Origin of the sequence: Aromatoleum anaerobium, from assembly GCF_012910705.2 — a bacterium.
GTDB classification, from domain to species: domain Bacteria; phylum Pseudomonadota; class Gammaproteobacteria; order Burkholderiales; family Rhodocyclaceae; genus Aromatoleum; species Aromatoleum anaerobium.
In genome coordinates this window covers 90988-109985 of sequence record NZ_WTVG02000036.1, presented here as the reverse complement: position 1 = coordinate 109985, position 18998 = coordinate 90988, and the positions used below count along the sequence as shown (strand labels likewise).

General features: G+C 61.3%; 13 protein-coding genes. 11 read left to right on the top strand and 2 right to left on the bottom strand.

The genetic code is table 11. The features are described 5' to 3' along the window. The first annotated feature begins 49 nt into the window (after positions 1–49). The 4 genes from GO606_RS04960 to brxC are packed head-to-tail and all read left to right on the top strand — an operon-like array spanning position 50 to position 5749. Positions 50–940 carry a BrxR family transcriptional regulator gene (locus tag GO606_RS04960; RefSeq protein WP_169117253.1) on the top strand — a complete coding sequence of 297 codons (891 nt, stop codon included), beginning with the start codon at positions 50–52 and terminating at the stop codon, positions 938–940. Positions 941–951: 11 nt separating this feature from the next. Continuing rightward, the gene (locus GO606_RS04955) at positions 952–1542 is read left to right on the top strand and encodes a DUF1819 family protein (RefSeq protein ID WP_246979376.1); all 591 of its coding nucleotides are present in this window, start codon (positions 952–954) and stop codon (positions 1540–1542) included. After that, positions 1539–2117, top strand: coding sequence for a DUF1788 domain-containing protein (locus GO606_RS04950; protein WP_169117251.1), 579 nt, complete (start codon positions 1539–1541; stop codon positions 2115–2117). Before GO606_RS04955 ends, GO606_RS04950 begins: the two co-directional genes overlap by 4 nt. Positions 2118–2137: 20 nt before the next feature. Further along, positions 2138–5749, top strand: coding sequence for a BREX system P-loop protein BrxC (brxC, locus tag GO606_RS04945; RefSeq protein ID WP_169117250.1), 3612 nt, complete (start codon positions 2138–2140; stop codon positions 5747–5749). Positions 5750–5768: 19 nt separating this feature from the next. Here the strand turns inward: brxC and GO606_RS04940 are convergent, their stop codons facing one another. Next, positions 5769–5900 carry a PIN domain-containing protein gene (locus GO606_RS04940; RefSeq protein WP_425532186.1) on the bottom strand — a complete coding sequence of 44 codons (132 nt, stop codon included), beginning with the start codon at positions 5898–5900 and terminating at the stop codon, positions 5769–5771. Between the two features lie 71 nt (positions 5901–5971). Further along, positions 5972–6211, bottom strand: a complete 240-nt coding sequence (locus tag GO606_RS04935; RefSeq protein WP_169117249.1) for a ribbon-helix-helix domain-containing protein — start codon at positions 6209–6211, stop codon at positions 5972–5974. Positions 6212–6297: 86 nt separating this feature from the next. On the opposite strand from GO606_RS04935, the gene pglX reads away from it, so the two are divergent. From pglX to brxL, 7 genes are read left to right on the top strand one after another with little or no spacing between them, the layout of a single operon-like run. Further along, a complete protein-coding gene (gene pglX / locus GO606_RS04930; RefSeq protein ID WP_169117248.1) occupies positions 6298–9852 on the top strand; it encodes a BREX-1 system adenine-specific DNA-methyltransferase PglX in 3555 nt (1184 codons plus the stop codon). Continuing rightward, positions 9849–10904 (top strand): ATP-binding protein, encoded by a 1056-nt coding sequence (locus GO606_RS04925; protein ID WP_169117247.1) that lies wholly within the window; start codon positions 9849–9851, stop codon positions 10902–10904. Before pglX ends, GO606_RS04925 begins: the two co-directional genes overlap by 4 nt. Continuing rightward, a complete protein-coding gene (locus GO606_RS04920; RefSeq protein WP_169117246.1) occupies positions 10901–11716 on the top strand; it encodes a DUF4435 domain-containing protein in 816 nt (271 codons plus the stop codon). The genes GO606_RS04925 and GO606_RS04920 overlap by 4 nt, the downstream gene beginning before the upstream one ends. A gap of 51 nt (positions 11717–11767) precedes the next feature. Further along, a complete protein-coding gene (locus tag GO606_RS04915) occupies positions 11768–12928 on the top strand; it encodes an AAA family ATPase (RefSeq protein ID WP_169117245.1) in 1161 nt (386 codons plus the stop codon). Beyond that, complete coding sequence (locus GO606_RS04910; RefSeq protein WP_246979374.1) at positions 12928–14304, top strand: argonaute/piwi family protein; 1377 nt, start codon at positions 12928–12930, stop codon at positions 14302–14304. The genes GO606_RS04915 and GO606_RS04910 overlap by 1 nt, the downstream gene beginning before the upstream one ends. 33 nt (positions 14305–14337) lie before the next feature. Beyond that, complete coding sequence (gene pglZ / locus GO606_RS04905) at positions 14338–16956, top strand: BREX-1 system phosphatase PglZ type A (RefSeq protein WP_169117244.1); 2619 nt, start codon at positions 14338–14340, stop codon at positions 16954–16956. Between the two features lie 7 nt (positions 16957–16963). Beyond that, on the top strand, positions 16964–18994 hold the full coding sequence (brxL, locus tag GO606_RS04900) for a protease Lon-related BREX system protein BrxL (protein WP_169117243.1): 2031 nt from the start codon (positions 16964–16966) through the stop codon (positions 18992–18994). The last annotated feature ends 4 nt before the right edge of the window (positions 18995–18998 follow it).

Below are 18998 nucleotides of genomic sequence, written 5' to 3'. Positions count from 1 at the left end.
CTGAGACTGCTACTATCGATGACGCCGTTCTCACCCCAGAATCGTCGCTATGCCGCTACCACTTTCCCACTCGCAACGCGAGCGTCTCGCGTACCTCGAATTGCGAGCGTACTTCGTGGGGGAGTTGCGGCGGGGTGATCTGGAGGCACGCTTTTCGATCAAGCCCGCGGCGGCGACCCGCGATCTCAATGCGTACCGCGAGCAAGCGCCAGACAATCTGATCTACGACCGCTATGTGAAGGCGTACGTGCCGACTGCACGCTTTCGCCCCGTCTTTGGATTTTCTGCGGATCGAGTGCTTTCGTGGCTGCTGAACGGCTTCGGCGATGGGCAGGCATTGAAGATCAGCCGCACGATTCCATGCGAGGGAGCAGGCAATCTCGTTCAGCCCGATTTCGCAGTGCTGGCCGAACTGACCCGGGCGATTCATGCCGGACAGGCAATGAAGATTGAGTATCTCTCCTTGAGCTCCGGTGTCGCCAAACGGGTGATTGTTCCGGTGGCACTGGCCGACAACGGTTCTCGATGGCATGTACGCGCCTATGACCGCAAGCGAAGCCATTTTTCCGACTTCGTGCTGACGCGCATCACCAAGGCCCGGACACTGTCAGAACGCGGCGCGGATCATGAGCAGATCCGGGCGGATACAGAGTGGAATCGTATTGTTGACCTGCAACTGGTGCCGCATCCCGGACTCTCGCACCCGGAAGCGGTCGTGGCGGATTACGGCATGAAGGATGGGCAATTGCACCTTCAAGTTCGTGCCGCGCTGGCCGGTTATGCAGTGCTGCGGTGGGGGGTGGATTGCTCCGTAGATCACCGCCTGGATCCTTCTCGCCATCACCTTTGGCTTGCGAATCCGCAAACGCTCAATGGCGTTGAGAGCGCCGCTCTCGCGCCGGGCCATGGTGCAGCCGGCGATGGCGGAGCGGGACGGTGACAAAATCTCCTGTGCTCTACAACGCCGAAATCTCGGCTGGCTCTCTGATGCTGGTCGAAAGTCGCCGCATCGCCCGCCTGCTGCTCACTCATCCGGATCGCGTCACCTGGTTTGACACCCTCAAGTACGACAACATCCTGCAAAAGAAGTCTCCGGCCACCGCCCGTCGCCAGGCGCGACTCATCCGCAATCGGCTGGAAACGCTGGACGAATTGGGCTGGCAGATGGTGGCCGATGGGGAACAGGAAATCGCGCTGCAGATCCTGCTCGCTGCGGCAATCAAGCACAGCCGGTTGCTTGGGGATTTCATGCGCGATGTGGTGGCCGGGCACTTGCGCCGACTGGAGCACACCTTGTCGCCCGCCAACTGGGACGCCTTTCTGGCTGATTGCGCACAGCGCGACTCCATAGTGGGGACGTGGTCGCCCAGCACGCAGGCCAAGCTTCTGCAGGTCGTGCTGCGCATGCTGGCCGAAGCGCGCTATCTCGAATCCACCCGCAACTTGCAGCTGACGCCCCCGATGTTGCACCCCGAGGTGCTGCGCTACTTGCAGGCGCGATCGGAAACCGCAGTGCTTGCCGCCATGGAACTCAAGCAATGACCGACACTTTCGAGGACCGCCTCAATCAGATCCTGCCTCGCGTCACGTCCGAGGACTTCCTGCAGAACCGTGGCCTTGGCAACGAGATTGGCTTCTGGATCTTCGACTATCCGCCTGATGCGGAAATCGCCATGCGGGATTTCATTTCCAGCGTGATCGAACCCGTTCTCAAGAAACATCAGCCGCCCCTGAGTTTTGCAACGCTCGACCTGTTCGAACTGGTGGTGAACCTCCTCGAAGATCGCAAGCTGCTGGACAAGGCCATCGACATGCAAGGCAAGCAGGGGGACGACAAGGCGCTCGAATCTCTGCGTCGCGTGCTCAAGGAAGACAAGCTCGCCGAGCGCATCGTGCAGCAACACAACCCGGACGCACTAGACCTCCTGATGCTCACCGGTGTGGGGGCCGCGTACCCCATGCTTCGCACACATACGCTGCTCTCCGCGCTACATCCGCACATGAAGCAAACGCCTCTGCTGATGTTCTACCCCGGCCGCTATGACGGCTACTCGCTACGCCTCTTCAACAAGTTGTCGGAAGACCACTACTACCGCGCCTTCCGGCTTGTGCCTTGACCAAACTTCGGATACCGATAATGCAGATCAGGGAACTCTTCACCAAAGCCATCGACCGTCCGATCAACGGCGTGATCAAGGCCGACCAGAAAGACGCCGAAAGCATTTGGCAGGAACTGGACGAATACGTCGTCACCAAGCAGCTCACCGACCACTTCCGCCGTTTCTTCGATGCCTATCTTGCGGCGGCAGACAACCCCAACGACCCGGTGCTGGGAGCACGCATGGGCGTATGGGTGTCCGGCTTCTTCGGCTCGGGCAAGTCGCACTTCATCAAGATCCTCTCCTATTTGCTGGAGAGCCTCCAAGCGACCAACCCAGCCACCGGTGAAAGGAAACGGGCCGCGGCATTCTTCGATGAGCGCAAGATCAAGGATCCGATGCTGCTCGCCGACATTCAGCGCGCGGTGCGCGGCAGTGCGGACGTGATCCTCTTCAACATCGACGCCAAGGCCGACAGCAAAGACGAGCGCGACGTCATCCTGCAGGTCTTCTTGCGGGTATTCAACGAGAAACTCGGCTTTAGCGCGGATGCACCCCACATCGCGCACATGGAGCGCTACCTGGTGGAGAAGGGCGCCTACGACGCGTTCAAGTCCGCCTTCGCGCAAAGCAACGGCTCCACGTGGGAAGCCGAACGCGATGCAGTCGATTTTCTGCGCGATGACGTCGTTCATGCCCTTGCGGTTGCCCTCAAACAAAGCGACGAATCGGCTGGCCAGTGGTTCGACCGCGCCCGCGACGAATACCGCATCAACATCGAATCCTTCGCCAGATTGGTGCGCGACTATCTGGATACCAGGCCTGCCGGCCATCGCATCATCTTCCTGGCGGACGAAGTCGGTCAGTTCATCGGCGACAACACCCAGCTCATGCTCACGCTGCAAACCATCACCGAGCAACTCGGCACGGCCACGCAGGGCAGGGCATGGGTGATCGTTACCAGTCAGGAAGACATCGACGCCGCCCTGGGCGAGGCAAACAAGGCGAAATCGCAGGATTTCTCCAAGATCCAGGGGCGCTTCCATACCCGGCTGTCGCTGGCCAGTTCGAACACCGACGAGGTGATCGGCGAACGCCTGCTCGCCAAGACCGAGGCCGCCCATGGCGCGTTGCGTGACACCTTCGAAAAGTCCGGCGACATCATCAACAACCAACTCGCCTTTGTCGGCAACTCGGTCAACCTGCGCAGCTACAAGGATGCGGCCGAATTCGTCGGCGTCTATCCCTACGCCCCCTACCAGTTCACGCTGCTGCAGAAGGTGTTCGAATCCATCCGCAAGGTCGGCGCCACCGGCAAGCACCTTTCTCGCGGCGAACGGTCACTTCTCGACGCCTTCCAGTCAGCGGCCGTGCGCAATGCCGACCATCCCGTCGGTTTGCTGATTCCGCTTTACGACTTCTACCCGTCGATCGAAAGCTTCATCGACACCGTCGCCAAGCGTTCGATCGACGAGGCACCACAAAACGGCGCACTCGAAGCCTATGACGTACTTCTGCTCAAGGCGCTGTTCCTGATCCGCTACATCGGCGATATCGTCAAACCCAACGTCGACAACCTCGCCACCTTGTGCGTGGATCGCATCGACACCGACAAACTCGCCCTCAAACGCAAAATCCAGGAAAGCCTCGCCCGCCTCGAGGCGCAGCGGCTGGTCAGCCGCAACGGCGACCTGTGGTTCTTCCTCACCAACGAAGAACGTGACGTCGCCCGCGAAATCGGCAATGTCGAAGTCCCCTCGGCCGAAAAGGCCCGGCTGCTGTGTGAATTGCTGTTCGACGACATCCTGCAGGGCGCCACCCGCATCCGTCACCGTGACACCAAGGGCGATTACGACTTCAACCGCCTGCTCGACGGCGTTCCCTACAAGAATGCCACCCACGAACTCAGCGTCGAGATCGTCTCGCCCCTCGGCGACGACTACGAAACCCTGTCCGATGCCAAGGCCGTCCTGCGCAGCAGCGAAGGTCACGGGCGCGTCCTGATCAAGCTCGCGGAAGGCGAGCGCTTCGACATCGAGCTGAACCTCTACCGGCAGATCGAGAAGTACATCGACAGCCCCAAGGCCAGCAACGCCACGCCGTCGTTGCGCACCATCCTCCTCAACCGCAAGGACGAAAACCGCGAACGGCGTACCCGTCTGCGGGAACAGTTGTCCGCCATGCTGCTGCAGGGCGATTGCTACGCTTTGGGCCAGCGCGTCGAACTCAAGGCCGGTAACGCCAGCAGCCTGCTGGACGAGCTTGGCAACTACCTCATCACCAACACCTATACCAAGCTCGGCTACCTGAAGCATCGCAATCCCGACCCCACCGCCGAGATCAAGGCGGTGTTGTTGGCCGACGACATCATCCAGAAGAAGCTTGCCCTGGGCGGAGACGAGGGTAATCCGCTGGCGCTGGCCGAAATGCGCGAATACCTGCAGCTCAAGGCCAGCGCCAGTCGCGTGATGCTCGATGAGGTCGTCGCCCGCTTCACCGGCATTCCCTGGGGCTGGAAACCCGAGTGGGAAGTCGTGCTGCTGGTGGCACGGCTCTTCATGGCGGGAGAAATCAAGCTCGTCATGGACAGCGCCGACCTCGAACCCCGCGCGGCCATCGAGCCTCTCACCAAGTCGGCGCGCTTCAAGCAGGTTTCCATCCTGAAGCGCAAGGTCGCCGACGCGGAAAGCATCAAGAAGGCGCGCAAGCTGCATCAGGCGCTGTTCTCCAGTCTGCCGCCCGAGGACGAAGACGGCCTCGTGGCCGCCATGCGCACCCGGCTCGCCGGCTGGCACAGCGAGCTCAAGGGTTATGCCCCGCTGGCCGCCACCAAGCACCATCCGGGCAAAACCATCATCGATACCGTCGTCGCCCGTATCGGCAAACAACTGGCCATCGCAGACAGCTTCGAGTTCGTCGAGTCACTGGTGAAGGATCGGGACGCCTGGCTGGATCTTGCCGATGATGCTCACGACGTTGCCAGCTTCTACAAGACTCAGCGCCCCACCTGGCAACGCCTGCTCGATACGCTGGAGCGCTACGCCGACAACCACGACGCGCTGGACAAGAACATCCAGGCCGCGGCCGCACTGGGCACCCTGGAAAGCCTGCGCGATAATCCCGCCCCCTGGGGCATGGTGAGCCAGATCGAGCCGCTCATCGCCACCGTCGATGCGATCAACGAAGGGCTGGCCCAAGGCAGGCGCGAGCACGCTCTGTTGTCGATCGACGCGAAAATCGCAGAGGTCGAACAGGCCCTGGATGCGGTCCATGCCGACGCCGCCCTGCGCAATCGTGCTTTGCTCAAGTTGCAGGAGCTCAAGATCAAGGTTGCCGGGCTGACCAGTATCCCGATGATCTTCTACTGCCAGGATCAGGCCGGCGACGCCCTCGATGCGGCGATGGCGATGATCGAAGCCGCCACGCCGAAAACAGCGCCCGGCACCGCGGCCGAGCATGGCAACCAGAACACCGCCACCAAGACCGGCCCGACGGTCGCTCCGCCCAAGCCGAGCAAGGTCGTCCGCGTGGCTGATCTTGCCGGCAAAACCTATCTGGAAACCGAAGCCGAGGTCGACACTTACCTTGTCCGCCTCAAGTCGGAGCTGCTCAAAATCATTAATGCCGGCCAGCGTGCCCGGCTGCAATGAGAAAAGCGTGATGCCGGGTTCAGGCCTTCAGCACCTCGGCGCAGAACGCTGTCGGCGTCAGGATGCGGGTGCGCCCGAGGTGGCCGCGTTGCAGAAGGCCGGCCCGGCGGTCTCCTGTCACCAGGTAGTCCGCCTTGCCGGCGGCAGCCATGGCCAGCAGGAAGACATCGTCCGGGTTATCGGCGCTGAACTGGTGCAGCTTTTCCGGCGTCGTCGCCTGCGTTACGGCGCCTTGGCCCAGTCAAGCGCCTCTTCGACCATGGCGGCAAGACCCGTCTCGCTCACGCCGGCATTGGCCGCCTTGGCTTCCTCTGCGCTCAATTCCAGGATATGGGCGCGCACCGCTTCCTCGATGAAGCGGGACAAATCGCCCTTGCGTCCGCCGCCCTGGCTGGCGAGAAACATCCGCAGAGCCTGGTCGGTTTCGGTCGAAACCGCCACATTCCAGCGTGTCGTCGGCATCGGGTTCTCCTGATGATCGGTGTTTATGTGTTTATACGCTCAGCCCACTCCCTGCGCCACCCCAGAACCCGAACAAGACCTGCCCCATGAACAAATCAAAACTCAAGACCTACGCTCCCCAGGCCCGCAGGGATTTCATTGCTGCCGTGACGCAACGGGCGAATCTGCTCGGCATCTCCGAAGCTGCAGGCCAGCTGGAGGTGCTGCCCAACGAACGTCGGGGCGACGTGGCGATCATCGCCGGCCGCGAATGGCCGGCCAAAGTGCATGAGCAGCGCGAACGGCTCATCAGACGCATTCGGCGTGACGGCTTCGCCCAGACCATGGAAGCAGTTGCCTACACCTGGTTCAACCGCTTTGCCGCGCTGCGCTTCATGGAGCTGCACGAATACCTCAGCCACGGTCACCGCGTGCTCTCCAGCGCCACCGCCGGCGGCCTGCCGGACATCCTTGCCCACGCCGCCGACCTCGCCACCAGTCGCGAACTGCCCGGACTGGATGCCGCCCACATCGCCGAGCTCAAGCTCGCCGGCAACAAGGATGGCGAGCTCTACCGCCTGCTGCTGGTCGCCCAGTGCAACGCGCTTTCCGCCGCCATGCCCTTCCTCTTCGAGCGCATCGACGACGAAACCGAGCTGCTGCTGCCCGATAACCTGCTCCGTACCGACTCGGTGATCGCTCGGCTGGTCGCCGAGATTGCGGAAGAAGACTGGGCGCAGGTCGAGATCATCGGCTGGCTCTACCAGTTCTACATCAGCGAGAAGAAGGACCAGGTCATCGGCAAGGTGGTCAAGAGCGAGGACATCCCCGCCGCCACCCAGCTCTTCACCCCCAACTGGATCGTGCAATACCTGGTGCAGAACAGCGTCGGTCGCCTGTGGCTGATGGCCAACCCGTCGAGCACGCTCAAGAGCGAATGGCCGTACTACATCGAGCCCGCCGAGCAGACCCCCGAGGTCAACGCCCAGCTCGACGCCCTCATCCAGACCCGCATGGCCGAGGACGGCGGCAGCCTGAATCCCGAATCCATCACCGTGCTCGACCCCGCCTGCGGCTCCGGCCACATCCTGGTCGAAGCCTACGCCCTGCTCAAAGGCATCTACCTGGAACGCGGCTACCGCCTGCGCGACATCCCGCGCCTGATCCTGCAAAAGAACCTCTACGCCCTCGACATCGACGACCGCGCCGCCCAGCTCGCAGGATTCGCCCTGCTGATGAAGGCCCGCGCCGACGACCGCCGCCTGTTCAACGACCCGCCCCGACTCAATGTGCTGAGCCTGCAGGAGAGCAAAGGGCTGGACCTGGACGAACTCGCCAACCATCTCGCGCCCTTCGGCGTGCAGCGCGCCACCGTCAAGGCGCTGCTCGACACCTTTGAGCACGCCAAGACCTTCGGTTCGCTGATCCAGATTCCGGATGCGCTGAACGGGCAACTGCCGACGCTGGCGGAGGCGTTGGCGAAGGCCAACGAGACCGGGGATCTGTATGCGCAGGCGGCGGCGCAGGACTTGATGCCGTTGGTGGAGCAGGCACGGGTGCTGGGGCGGAAGTTCGATGCGGTGGTGGCGAATCCGCCGTATATGGGGTCAAGCTACATCAACCAACTGCTGAAAACACATTTAAAAAGCTTTTTCGCTGGTTGCGAGAAAGACTTGTTTTCGTCGTCTGTTGCTAGGTACATCCTGTTTCTCAGGAGAAGTGGTGCCCTTGGTTGTGTAACGCCTTTCACATGGCTTTTTACCTCGTCATACGCCGCTCTCCGGGAAAAACTTATGGAAGCAGGGGCCGTCACCAGTCTTGTAAAGCCATCATTTACAGCTTTCTTTGAGTCGGCGATTGTCTCTTTATGTGCATTCGTATTCCAGCGCACCCTGCCGGATTTTCGTGGTGAGTACTTTGACCTAGGTCACTTGGGTTCGGGCGATTCACAGGCTGGAAAGCTGAAATTACTCATCGAGGACGAGGATTCAGGTGGTCGTCATCGACAGCAATGGAGGCGCTTTGAGCTATTACCCGGAAAGCCAATTTCGTACGGGATGAGCGATAAGCTATTTGATGCATTTCTCCAGAACGAAAGACTGGACAAATACTACCGTCCATGCGAAGGGTTGAAGACTGGGGATAATAATCTTTTTTTAAGGTATTGGTACGAAGTTGATCACAATAAAATAGCAACCAATGCAACTTCGTTTGAAGCGCTGACCGGCACTAAATTCAAGTGGCTTTGGCATCACAAGGGAGGAGAGTATCGACGCTGGTATGGAAACCACGAGTACGTGATCAACTGGTCCAATAACGGGCAAGAAGTAAAGAGTCATCCAAAGAGTACGGTCAGCAACCTCGGCTATCAACTCAAGGAGGGCGTCACTTGGTCATATATATCCGCAAGCTACTTTGGAGTTAGGTATTCGCCACAAGGGTTTACGTTTAACAATAAAGGACCAATGCTTTTTGGTTCAGACGCAATATTCGCAGCAGCTTACCTTTGTTCGTCGATTGGTTCTCTGATAATGAAGAATATAAATCCAACCATGAATTTTTCGGTTGGAAATATCGCTAGCCTTCCATTTCCGTCGTCAATTTTTAGTGGTCGCGGTGAAGAACTGATGGCAATTGCACAAGCTTGTGTGTCGCATGCTAAATCAGATTGGGATGCGAATGAGGTTTCGGCAGATTTCGCAGTGTCGCCGCTTCTGAGTAGCTCGCCACGGACGGCAGAACTGGAAAGCTCATGGTTGAAGCACGCCGCAGTGACGGCAGCATCGTTCAGTGATATGAAGATCCTCGAAGAGCGAAACAATACTGTCTTTATTAACGCCTTTTCACTGCAGAACGAAGTTGATCCTCGATTTCCAGAAGACCAGATTACCCTCGCTCGCGCCGACCGCGAGAAAGACTCCCAACGCCTGATCTCCTACACCATCGGCTGCATGATGGGGCGCTACAGTCTCGACGAACCCGGTCTGATCTACGCCCACGCCGGTAACATCGGCTTCGACGCGACCCGCTACCCGACCTTCCCGGCCGACGCCGACGGCATCGTGCCGATCACCGACGAGTTCTGGTTCGAGGACGACGCCGCCAACCGCGTGCGCGAGTTCCTGCGCGCCGTGTGGGGCGCCGACACGCTGGACGAAAACATGGCCTGGCTCGCCGAGAGCCTGGGCACCAAGGCCGGCGAGACGCCGGACGAAACCCTCCGCCGCTACCTGGCCGACAAGTTCTTCAAGGACCACCTGCAGACCTACAAGAAGCGCCCCATCTACTGGCTGTTCTCCAGCGGCAAACAAGGCGCCTTCCAGGCGCTGGTCTACCTGCACCGCTACTTTGATGGCACGCTCGCCCGCCTACGCGCCGAATACGTCGTGCCGCTCACCGGCAAGATGCAGGCCCGCATCGAGATGCTGGAAAAAGACGCCACCGCCGCCCCCAGCACCGCCGCGCGCAACAAGCTCAACAAGCAGATCGAGAAGCTGCGCAAGAAACACGTCGAACTCCTCGCCTACGACGAAAAGCTCCGCCACTACGCCGACATGCGCATCCGCCTGGACCTGGATGACGGGGTGAAGGTGAACTACGGCAAGTTCGGCGATCTGCTGGCGGAGGTGAAGGCGGTGAGCGGGGGAGCGAGCGAAGAATGAAGATCAAGGCGTTTTACTTTCAGGACGTCGGCCCATTGGGTGATCAGACCATTCGTCTGGTGAACGATTGGGATGACAGCATCGAGGCCCGGGCGCTGCTTTCGGGGCCGAACGGTTGTGGCAAATCCACCTTGCTGCGGGCAGTTGCCATGCTGTGGGAGGCGTTGGGCTATTGGCTCGACCATCGCAAGGCGCTGCCAAGAAGCCACGCGGCGCGGGAATGGCTGCAGCGCTGGGGCGGTTGTGCCGTGGTGCTGGAGGGTTTGCCGACCGCTGGCCAGGAGGTGGGGCTGGTGTTCGGGGAGCTGAGCTGGTGTCACGCGCTGCAGGCGGAACTGGCCGAGGTGGCCTGGATCGGCGAAGGCGTGGCGCGAACGGGCAAGCCGGGCAACCCCAAGCGGGAACTGCTGATGCCCAGACAGCCCTGGCTTCAGACGTGGTCCGAGGCCAGAAAGAAGATGATCCTGAGCTTCGACAAGGTCGACTTCCCCAATGTGATCTTTCTGGATGCGGAGGAGCGGCGCTGGGTGCCTGCACGACGCAATGTGGGGGAGCACATCGCCGAGAATCCGGGGCGACGCTGGCTGACGAAGCACGTGGCGAGTGAGGACTGGAAGGACCAACTTGAAGCCTCGCTGATCACCTTGAAAACCACTCAGCTGCACAAGTATCACGAGGTGATCCGACTGCTGAACGGCTTTCTGTCGGGCAAGGAGATCGATCCGGATATTCAGCCCGGTGAAGGCCGGCTGCGGGTGAAGCTGAAGGGGCGCAGGGCTCAGTTTCATACCCTGGATGAGTTGAGTGCGGGAGAGCACCAGGTGCTGATCCTCCTTTATCTGCTTTCGCGCTGGGCGGAGAAGGGGGCCGTGGTGCTGATCGACGAGCCGGATCTCTATCTTCACCCGTCTTTGGTGGCTGGTATGTTGTCGAGCTTGGAGAAGCTCGTCAGCGATCTGGGCGGGCAACTGATCATCAGCTCCCATCTGCCCGAGGTATGGCAGCGCTATGAAGCCTCGGGCAAGCGCATCGAGCTCGGAGGTGAGCAGTGAGCAAGGTGCAGGAGCGCATCGCGCAGATCCGTACACAGCTCGTAGGGGAATCGGGGGCTCGGGTCTTGCTTGTCGAAGGCTCGGACGATGTGGATGCCTTCCGCATCTTTCTCGACAAGAAGTTCCCGGCTTGGGAGCAAGCGTGGCATCTTGTGGAGGCGGGCAACAAGAGAATGGTGCAGAAGATCGCCGCCGTTGAGCCGCAATGGCTGGGACTCGTCGACCGCGATGAATGGATGGAGGACGAGATCCAGCAGTACATGCAGGAGACGCCAAACCTGCTGGTGCTGCCGAGGTTCTGCCTGGAAAGCTATCTGGTTGACCCCGATGAACTATGGGCCGCATTCCCGCAGAAGCAACGGGACAAGATTGTGGGTGGCCAGGCGGCGTTCTTCGAGGCGTTCTCACAGGGGCTGAAGCCGTGGATCCGCCATGCGGCTCTGTGGCAGGAGATCCGGCCGTTGTGGCAGCGGCTGCGCGGGGCGGGCTTTCCGGATGCGGTGCTTGATGCGCCGAATGTTCCAGACGAGCCGACGCTGCGTGAGAGGCTATTGGGCTGGCGAGATACGCTCGATGTTGAGAATATCGTCGAAACGGTGCGTGCGCTTGAGGCCGCGTTGGCAGAGGAGGGGCTGCATAGGCTGTGTACGCAGCGAATCCACGCCAAGAGTTTCTACCCAAAGTATGTTCATCCGCTATTGGACCGGTTACTGGGTCAGAAGGACGCCAGGACACGGCGGATTTCTGTTCTCAGGACCCGCGCGGTCCCGGACGATCTGGGTGTGGTGTGGCAGCGGATGGGGTTTGAGTGATGGAGCGGATTTGTGCGCACAGGATGGCGTCGATTGGAGGGGTGATATCCGATGATTGAGCTGATTGCAGTCCGGAACTTCAAGTCACTGGCTCAGTTCAAGTTACGACTGCACCGGTTCAACTGCCTGGTCGGCATGAACGGCGCGGGCAAGTCCACCGTGCTGCAGGCCATCGACTTCATCGCACAGCTGATGGAAGGGCGCATCGACGAGTGGCTGGCGATGCGCGAGTGGAGCGCGTCAGAGCTGAACTGCAAGCTGCGCCCAGAGAGCAATATCTCGGTGGCGGTGAGCTTTCGCACTTCGAGCGGCCAGCAGCTCAACTGGGTCGCGACTTTCAACAGGACGGAGCTCCAATGCTCAACCGAAACGGTCGTCGGGTCGGGCGGGGTCTTGCTGCATGTAAAGGGGCGACACTATCGGATCGGCGGCGGAAAAGACGCCCCGCTCACCTTCAAGTATCAGGGTTCGATTCTGTCGCAGTTGCGCGACGAGGAATTGCCCGCGTCACTGCTCGAATTTCGCGACTGCATGCGGAAGATCCGCTCCCTCGAACTGCTCGCGCCCAACCTGATGCGACGCCGGGCCAGATCGGGGGACACCGACATCGGTGCGGGTGGCGAGAAGCTGACCGCGTTTCTGCATGGCATCAAGGGCGCGGCACGAGATCGCTTGCTCGAACTGCTGCGAAGCTTTTATCCCACGCTTGTCGACTTCAAGGTGTCGACGCAACGTGCCGGCTGGAAGCGGCTGACGGTCATCGAGCAGTTCGGTACGCAGCGTCTCGAGACCGAGGCACGCCACGTCAACGACGGCTTGTTGCGTGTCTTGGCCGTGCTGGCGCAGGCAGATTCCGACCGTTCGCTGATCCTCCTCGACGAGATCGAGAACGGCATGAACCCCGAGATCATCGAGAAGCTGGTCGATGCGCTGGTGGAGGCACATCAGCAGATTCTGGTGACGACCCACAGCCCGATGATCCTGAACTATCTGGACGATGCCGTTGCGCGTGAGTCGGTAAGCTTCATCTACAAGAGCGAGCGCGGAGAAACCCGCGCGCGGCCGTTCTTCGAGGTGCCGCGCATTGCAAAGAAGCTGGAAGTAATGGGGCCGGGTGAGGCGTTCGTGGATACGGACCTCAACCTGCTCGCGCAGGAATGCATGACGCTGGATGACGAGGATGCAGCCCGCGAAGCGGCGGAGGCGGGCTGATGCTGTTGTTGCTCAGTGGTGAAGGGCCGAGCGATCTCGGCCGCTGTGCGATGCTGGAGCGGATTGCCCGCAGTCTGAAATGGCCGGTGGGGGAGCGCTTGAAGGCGGCAATCCGGCTGGTCAAGGGGCTGAAGGTCAGCGAACTGGACGCATGTCTGCAGGCCGTTGAGGATACGCAGCGCTTTGCCCGCGATCTGAAGCCGGAGTTTCGGCTACGCTTTCGCGGTGCTGCGGTAGCAGACAGCGAAAGGGCGGTATTGCGCCACGGCGCCTACCAGGGGATGACGCGAAAGCTGGTTGTGCCCTTGGTCGTAGGGGGTACGGCCTTGGAGCAGGCGGTCGCTGTTCGCCACTTCGAGGCGGTCGAGCGCGTTTGTCGCCAGTGGCATTCCGATCTGCCGTCCTGGAAGACAGCGCCGCCTGCAGGGGATGCCGAAGCATTGAACCAGCGTCTTGGCCAGCGTAAGCCGGAGAACGCCTTGCTGCTGATTGGTCTGGGACGGGGCGCGGACAAGCGGAAGATTCGTAACGTGGCTTACCGCTACGGGCTGGCGACGCAGTTCATGCGGCTCGATTACCCGCCGAGGACCTATCAGTCCACCTACTACAACAACTTGGCGGCCGGCGTGTTCAGCAAGGGTGGCGGCGTGCTGTGTGCGATTGACGACATGCCGGGCGAGACTGACCTCTTCATTGGTCTCGATCTGGGCGGTGTCAGCCAGCGGGCGCCCGGACTTGCATTCCTGTTTACCCGTGAGGGGGCACAACTGGGTTGGCAACTCGCCGAAGCGCAGCGTGGCGAGCGGGTTGAAGATGCCGTGTTGCGTGATCTGCTGGAACGTAGCCTGGAGGCATATCGGCAGGCGCATTCCGGTGCGCTGCCGCGCAGGATTGCGCTGCATCGCGATGGGCGGCTTTTTGAGTCACTGGACGTGATTTGCGACTTCGAGCGCGACCATTCGGTGGGGCTGGATGTGCTCGAAATCGTGAAGAGCGGTTGTCCGCCCTTGTATCGACGCACCTTCGTTGCGGAGAACAAGAAGGAATTCCGCAATCCTGAGGTGGGCGACGCCTTCGAACTCCCGGGGCTGGATGAGTTGATCATCGCCACCTACAGCGGCGAGGAGCTCGGATCGAGTTGGGGAGACAAGGTCACCGTGCGGCCGTTGCGCCTGCGCAAGCGTTACGGTGAAACGGATCTCCACACCCTCGCCAGACAGGTGGTGCTCTTGAGCCGCATACACGGGGCATCGCTCTACCGACATCCGCGACTGCCGGTGACGACGCACCATGCGGACCGCTTCGCCACACTGCGGCAGGAGTGCAATCTGGATGATCTTTCCAAGATGGACCGGCTGTGTCCCGTTTACCTTTAAGCGGGCCTCTGGGTTCGTGGATCAGGAGTCGTAGTGAGCCATCAACGCATCATCGAGGCCCTGCAGGCGCAGTTTGCGACGCAGCAGCTTCTGTTCTGGGATGACCCGGAAGGGGAGTTCTCTACCTGGATAGATAGCCTCAGCCTGGACGGGGTGCACATCCTGCGGCTCGACCGCACGCCAGCCCTGCAGGTGAAGCTCGACGTAGAGCGCGCGCCCGGCACGCGCTGGTTGTTTTATCGACCGGCGGCCGAGCCGGATCCGGCGAAGGACTGGCTGCTCGACCTGCGCCTGCGCGGCCGGGCGTTCCGTGCCGACTCGAACTCCATGCTGCTGGACGATCTGGGCCTGACGGGCCAGGCCCTGCGCCCGCATCTGAAGGCGCGCAGCAAGTTTCTGCGTGCCAAGGACCGCGTCGAAAAGCTGCGTCGGCTGGTGACACCCAGTGACGACGCCGAGGCGCTGGACCGCAAGATGCTGGCCGTGCTGGTGCGCTCGGAGCAGGCGGATTTCCAGACCATTCTGCTGCGCCTGTTGAGTTCGATGGTGCATGAGGGCGAGGCAGATTTGGCGCGCGAGCCGCGTATTTGGCAGGACATCGTTACCAACGAACTGGATTCGGCGTTCTGGGCTTTTGCTCGGCAAACGCTGGGCTACGGTGCGGATGGCGTGGCCCCGGCCTTCACCTTGCGGGGTCTGTTGTATCGGATTCTGGTGACGGATTTTTGCCGCTCCCTGTCCGGAAAGGCGCCAGAGTCGCTGCGGCACTTTGTGTTGCCGGATCGCACGCTGGCGGCTAACGCGTCGGTGTTTGCAGCGCGGTGGCGGACCGATATGGCCGCCTATGAGAGCTACAGCCTGCTTTCGGATGCGGTGGCCGGCGAGATCGGCCTGGATGGGGTGCTGAGCGTGCTGCCAGGCGAGGCCTTGGCCGAGACCATGACCTTTGCGGTCGCCGAACGGAGGATCCTGAAGGACTTGAAGGATCGTGTGCTGGCCGGCGCAGGGGCGAGCGATGAGGCGATGCAGGCGCTGATCGCCCGTCGGCGAGATGGCCACTGGGCGAGTCGGCTGATGGCGCAGAGCTCGAGCGAGAGCCGCGCGCTGGCGGCGTGCTACGACGCGATCGAGGCTGGGGCGGCGTTCTTCGAGCTGAAGGCGCGCTTCGATGCGGGCTTCAGCTTTGCCAACGCCGAGGCGGCGCTGATGGCCTATCAGTCAGAGCTGTTCCGCTTCGACCAGTTGTATCGGCATTTCCATGAGGCGGGGGAGAAGGTCGAGCCGATGGGGTGGGCAGTCTTGCACGAACTGCGCACGCGCATCGAGGAGACTTACACGGGTTGGTTTCTGCCGCAGTTCGGTACGGCCTGGGCCAAGGTGATCGAGGGCGAGGGGGGCTTGCTGAGTCAATGGACGGCCGCCGGGATGCCGAACCAGCATCGATTCTTCGACATCCAGGTTGCGCCACTGCTGGCGGCCGGTGCGAAGCGGGTGTTCGTGGTGATCTCGGATGCCTTCCGTTACGAGGCCGCTGAGGAGCTGGTGCAGCAGCTCAACAGCAAGAGTCGGTTCAAGGCGGGGCTGTCGTCGCAGCTGGGCGTGCTGCCGAGCTATACCACGCTGGGAATGGCGGCGCTGCTGCCGCATCACAGTCTGGCCTACAAGGCCAACAGCAATCTCGATGTGGTGGCCGATGGCCAGCCGGTGGCCACGCTGGAACAGCGCCACGCACACCTGGAGAAGTACGAGGGGCTGGCGATGAAGGCCGACGAGCTGCTCGCCTTGGGCAAGGACAAGGGCAGGGCGCTGGTGCGCGATCGGCGGGTGATCTATGTGTATCACGACCACATCGATGCCCTGGGCGACAAGCAGGCCACCGAGGGGATGACGTTCCGCGCGGTGGACGAGGCTCTGGCCCAGCTCTCGCAGCTCGTGAGCTTCATCATCAACAGCTTGAACGGCTCGACGGTGCTGCTTACCGCCGACCACGGCTTCATCTATCAGGAGGCGCCGCTGCTGGCTGCGGACAAGTCGGCGCTCGACGCGCAGCCGGAGGGCACGCTGAAGGCGAAGAAGCGCTACCTGCTCGGGCGCGGCATCGGCACGTCGCCCAAGGCATGGTGCGGCAACACGGCGCTGACGGCAGGCACGGATCCGGACGGTAGCCTGGACTTTTGGGTACCGAAGGGCGCGAGCCGCTTCCACTTTGCCGGTGGGGCGCGCTTCGTGCACGGCAGCGCGATGCCGCAGGAGATCGTGGTGCCGGTGATCACGGTGCGCGAGAGCGAGTCCGACAAGGAGAAGGCGCGGCATGTGGAGTTCAGCCTGCTCGGTGCGTCGAACAAGGTCGTCACCAACACCCAGCGCTTCGAGTTCATCCAGACCGAGGCAGTCTCCGACAAGGTGCTGCCGCGCACGGTGGTGATCGCGCTGCGCGATGGTGACCGGCTGATCAGCAACGAGCAGACGCTGACCTTCGACAGCGCCTCGCAGCTGCTCGACGAGCGTAAGCGCTCGGTGTTCCTGACCGTGCTCGCAGGCACTTACGACAAGACGCGCGACTACTGGCTGACCACGCGCGATGCGGCCACCAAGGTCGAAGTGCTGCGTGTGCCGCTGCGGGTTGATCTCGCATTTACGAATGACTTCTGAAACACACATGACCGAACCCGTGGATACCGCCCGACTTGATCGGCTTCTCAACACCCACTTCGCCGGCAAGGTGGTCCGCAAGGACCTGACCAAGCTGATCAAGGAGGGCGCAAACGTTCCCGTTTATGTGCTCGAGTACCTGCTCGGGATGTACTGCGCGTCGGACGACGAGGCGACGATCCAGAACGGGATGACGATGGTCAAGCGCATCCTGGCCGAGAACTACGTGCGGCCGGATGAGGCCGAGAAGATCAAGTCGAAGATCCGCGAGAGCGGCAGCTACAAGGTCATCGACAAGGTGACCGTGAAGCTCAACGAGAAGCGCGACGTCTACGAGGCGCTGCTCTCGAACCTGGGGGTGAAGAACGCCGAGGTGTCGGACGCCTTCGTGCGCCAGTTCGAGAAGCTCCTGGTGGGCGGCATCTGGTGCATCGTCACCCTGAACTACCAGTTCGAGGAGAACCAGCGCGGCTCGCCCTTCACGGTGACCGATCTCAAGCCGATCCAGATGCCCAACATGGACATGGCGGGCCTGTTCGAGGGGCGGCGCGCCTTTACCGAGGATGAATGGATCGACGCGCTGATCCGCTCGACCGGCATGGAGCCGGGCTGCTTCAAGGATCGGGTGAAGTGGCATCTGCTCGCGCGGATGATTCCGCTGGTCGAGAACAACTACAACTTCTGCGAGCTGGGTCCGCGCGGCACGGGCAAGAGCCACATCTACAAGGAAATCAGCCCGAACAGCATCCTGGTGTCGGGGGGGCAGACGACCGTCGCCAACCTCTTCTACAACATGAGCGCGCGCAAGGTGGGCCTGGTCGGCCTGTGGGATACGGTCGCCTTCGATGAGGTGGCTGGCATCAACTTCAAGGACCACGACGGCGTGCAGATCATGAAGGACTACATGGCGTCCGGCTCCTTCAGCCGGGGCAGGGAGGCGATCAACGCCAATGCCTCGATGGTCTTCGTCGGAAACATCAACCAGAGCGTCGAATCCCTGGTGAAGACCAGCCATCTGCTCGCACCCTTTCCCGAGGCCATGATCGACTCCGCCTTCTTCGACCGCTTCCACGCCTACGTGCCGGGCTGGGAGATTCCGAAGATGCGCCCGGAGTTCTTCACCAACCAGTACGGCCTGATCGTCGACTATCTGGCCGAGTACCTGCGCGAGATGCGCAAGCGCAACTTCGCCGACGCGATCGACAAGTGGTTCAAGCTGGGCAATAACCTCAACCAGCGCGACACCATCGCCGTGCGCCGGACCGTCTCCGGCCTGCTCAAGCTGATCTGCCCGCATGGCGAGTACGACAAGGAGAGCGTGCGCCGCTGCCTGGAGTACGCGCTCGAGAGCCGTCGTCGGGTGAAGGAGCAGTTGAAGAAGATCGGCGGGATGGAGTTTTACGATGTGCATTTCAGCTACATTGACCTGGAAGACAGCCAGGAGCGCTTCGTCACCGTGCCCGAACAGTCAGGCGGTGCGCTTATTCCCGAGGGGCGGCTCAATCCCGGCACGCTGCATACGATCAGCCTGGGAGAGTCTGAAATGCCGGGTACCTACAGGGTGGAAGTCCAGGCTATCGCCGGTAACGGCAAGGCATCGGTCTCCGGTGTGGCACCGCGCGAAGCCGTAAAGGTGGCCTTCGATTATTTCAAGGCCAATGCAAGCCGGATCAGCGCTTCTATCAAACCGGGTGAGCACGACTTCCACCTGCATCTGCTGGAGCTGCAGCACACCGGGACGCCGAAGGCATTCACCCTCGCAGGACTGATCGCTTTGTGTTCTGCCGCGCTCGCCAAACCGATTCAGCCTCAAATGGTGGTGCTGGGCGATATGAGTCTTGGTGGTACCGTGGTCCAGGTCCGCAATCTGGCCGAGAGCCTGCAGGTGGCCTTTGATGCGGGTGCCAAGCGAATACTGTTGCCGATGTCGAGCGTGACCGACATTCCGACGGTTCCAGGTGAGCTCTTTGCAAAGTTCCAGACAAGTTTTTACTCGGACCCGGTGGATGCTGCGTTCAAGGCGTTGGGCGTCGAGTAGCTAG

Excerpts from the sequence above, each read along its gene's own strand:
- GO606_RS04960 (WP_169117253.1), top strand. The coding sequence starts at position 50 with ATGCCGCTACCACTTTCCCACTCGCAACGCGAGCGTCTCGCGTACCTC.
- GO606_RS04950 (WP_169117251.1), top strand. The coding sequence starts at position 1,539 with ATGACCGACACTTTCGAGGACCGCCTCAATCAGATCCTGCCTCGCGTC.
- brxC (WP_169117250.1), top strand. The coding sequence starts at position 2,138 with ATGCAGATCAGGGAACTCTTCACCAAAGCCATCGACCGTCCGATCAAC.
- GO606_RS04940 (WP_425532186.1), bottom strand. The coding sequence starts at position 5,900 with ATGGCTGCCGCCGGCAAGGCGGACTACCTGGTGACAGGAGACCGCCGG.
- GO606_RS04935 (WP_169117249.1), bottom strand. The coding sequence starts at position 6,211 with ATGCCGACGACACGCTGGAATGTGGCGGTTTCGACCGAAACCGACCAG.
- pglX (WP_169117248.1), top strand. The coding sequence starts at position 6,298 with ATGAACAAATCAAAACTCAAGACCTACGCTCCCCAGGCCCGCAGGGAT.
- GO606_RS04925 (WP_169117247.1), top strand. The coding sequence starts at position 9,849 with ATGAAGATCAAGGCGTTTTACTTTCAGGACGTCGGCCCATTGGGTGAT.
- GO606_RS04915 (WP_169117245.1), top strand. The coding sequence starts at position 11,768 with ATGATTGAGCTGATTGCAGTCCGGAACTTCAAGTCACTGGCTCAGTTC.
- GO606_RS04910 (WP_246979374.1), top strand. The coding sequence starts at position 12,928 with ATGCTGTTGTTGCTCAGTGGTGAAGGGCCGAGCGATCTCGGCCGCTGT.
- brxL (WP_169117243.1), top strand. The coding sequence starts at position 16,964 with ATGACCGAACCCGTGGATACCGCCCGACTTGATCGGCTTCTCAACACC.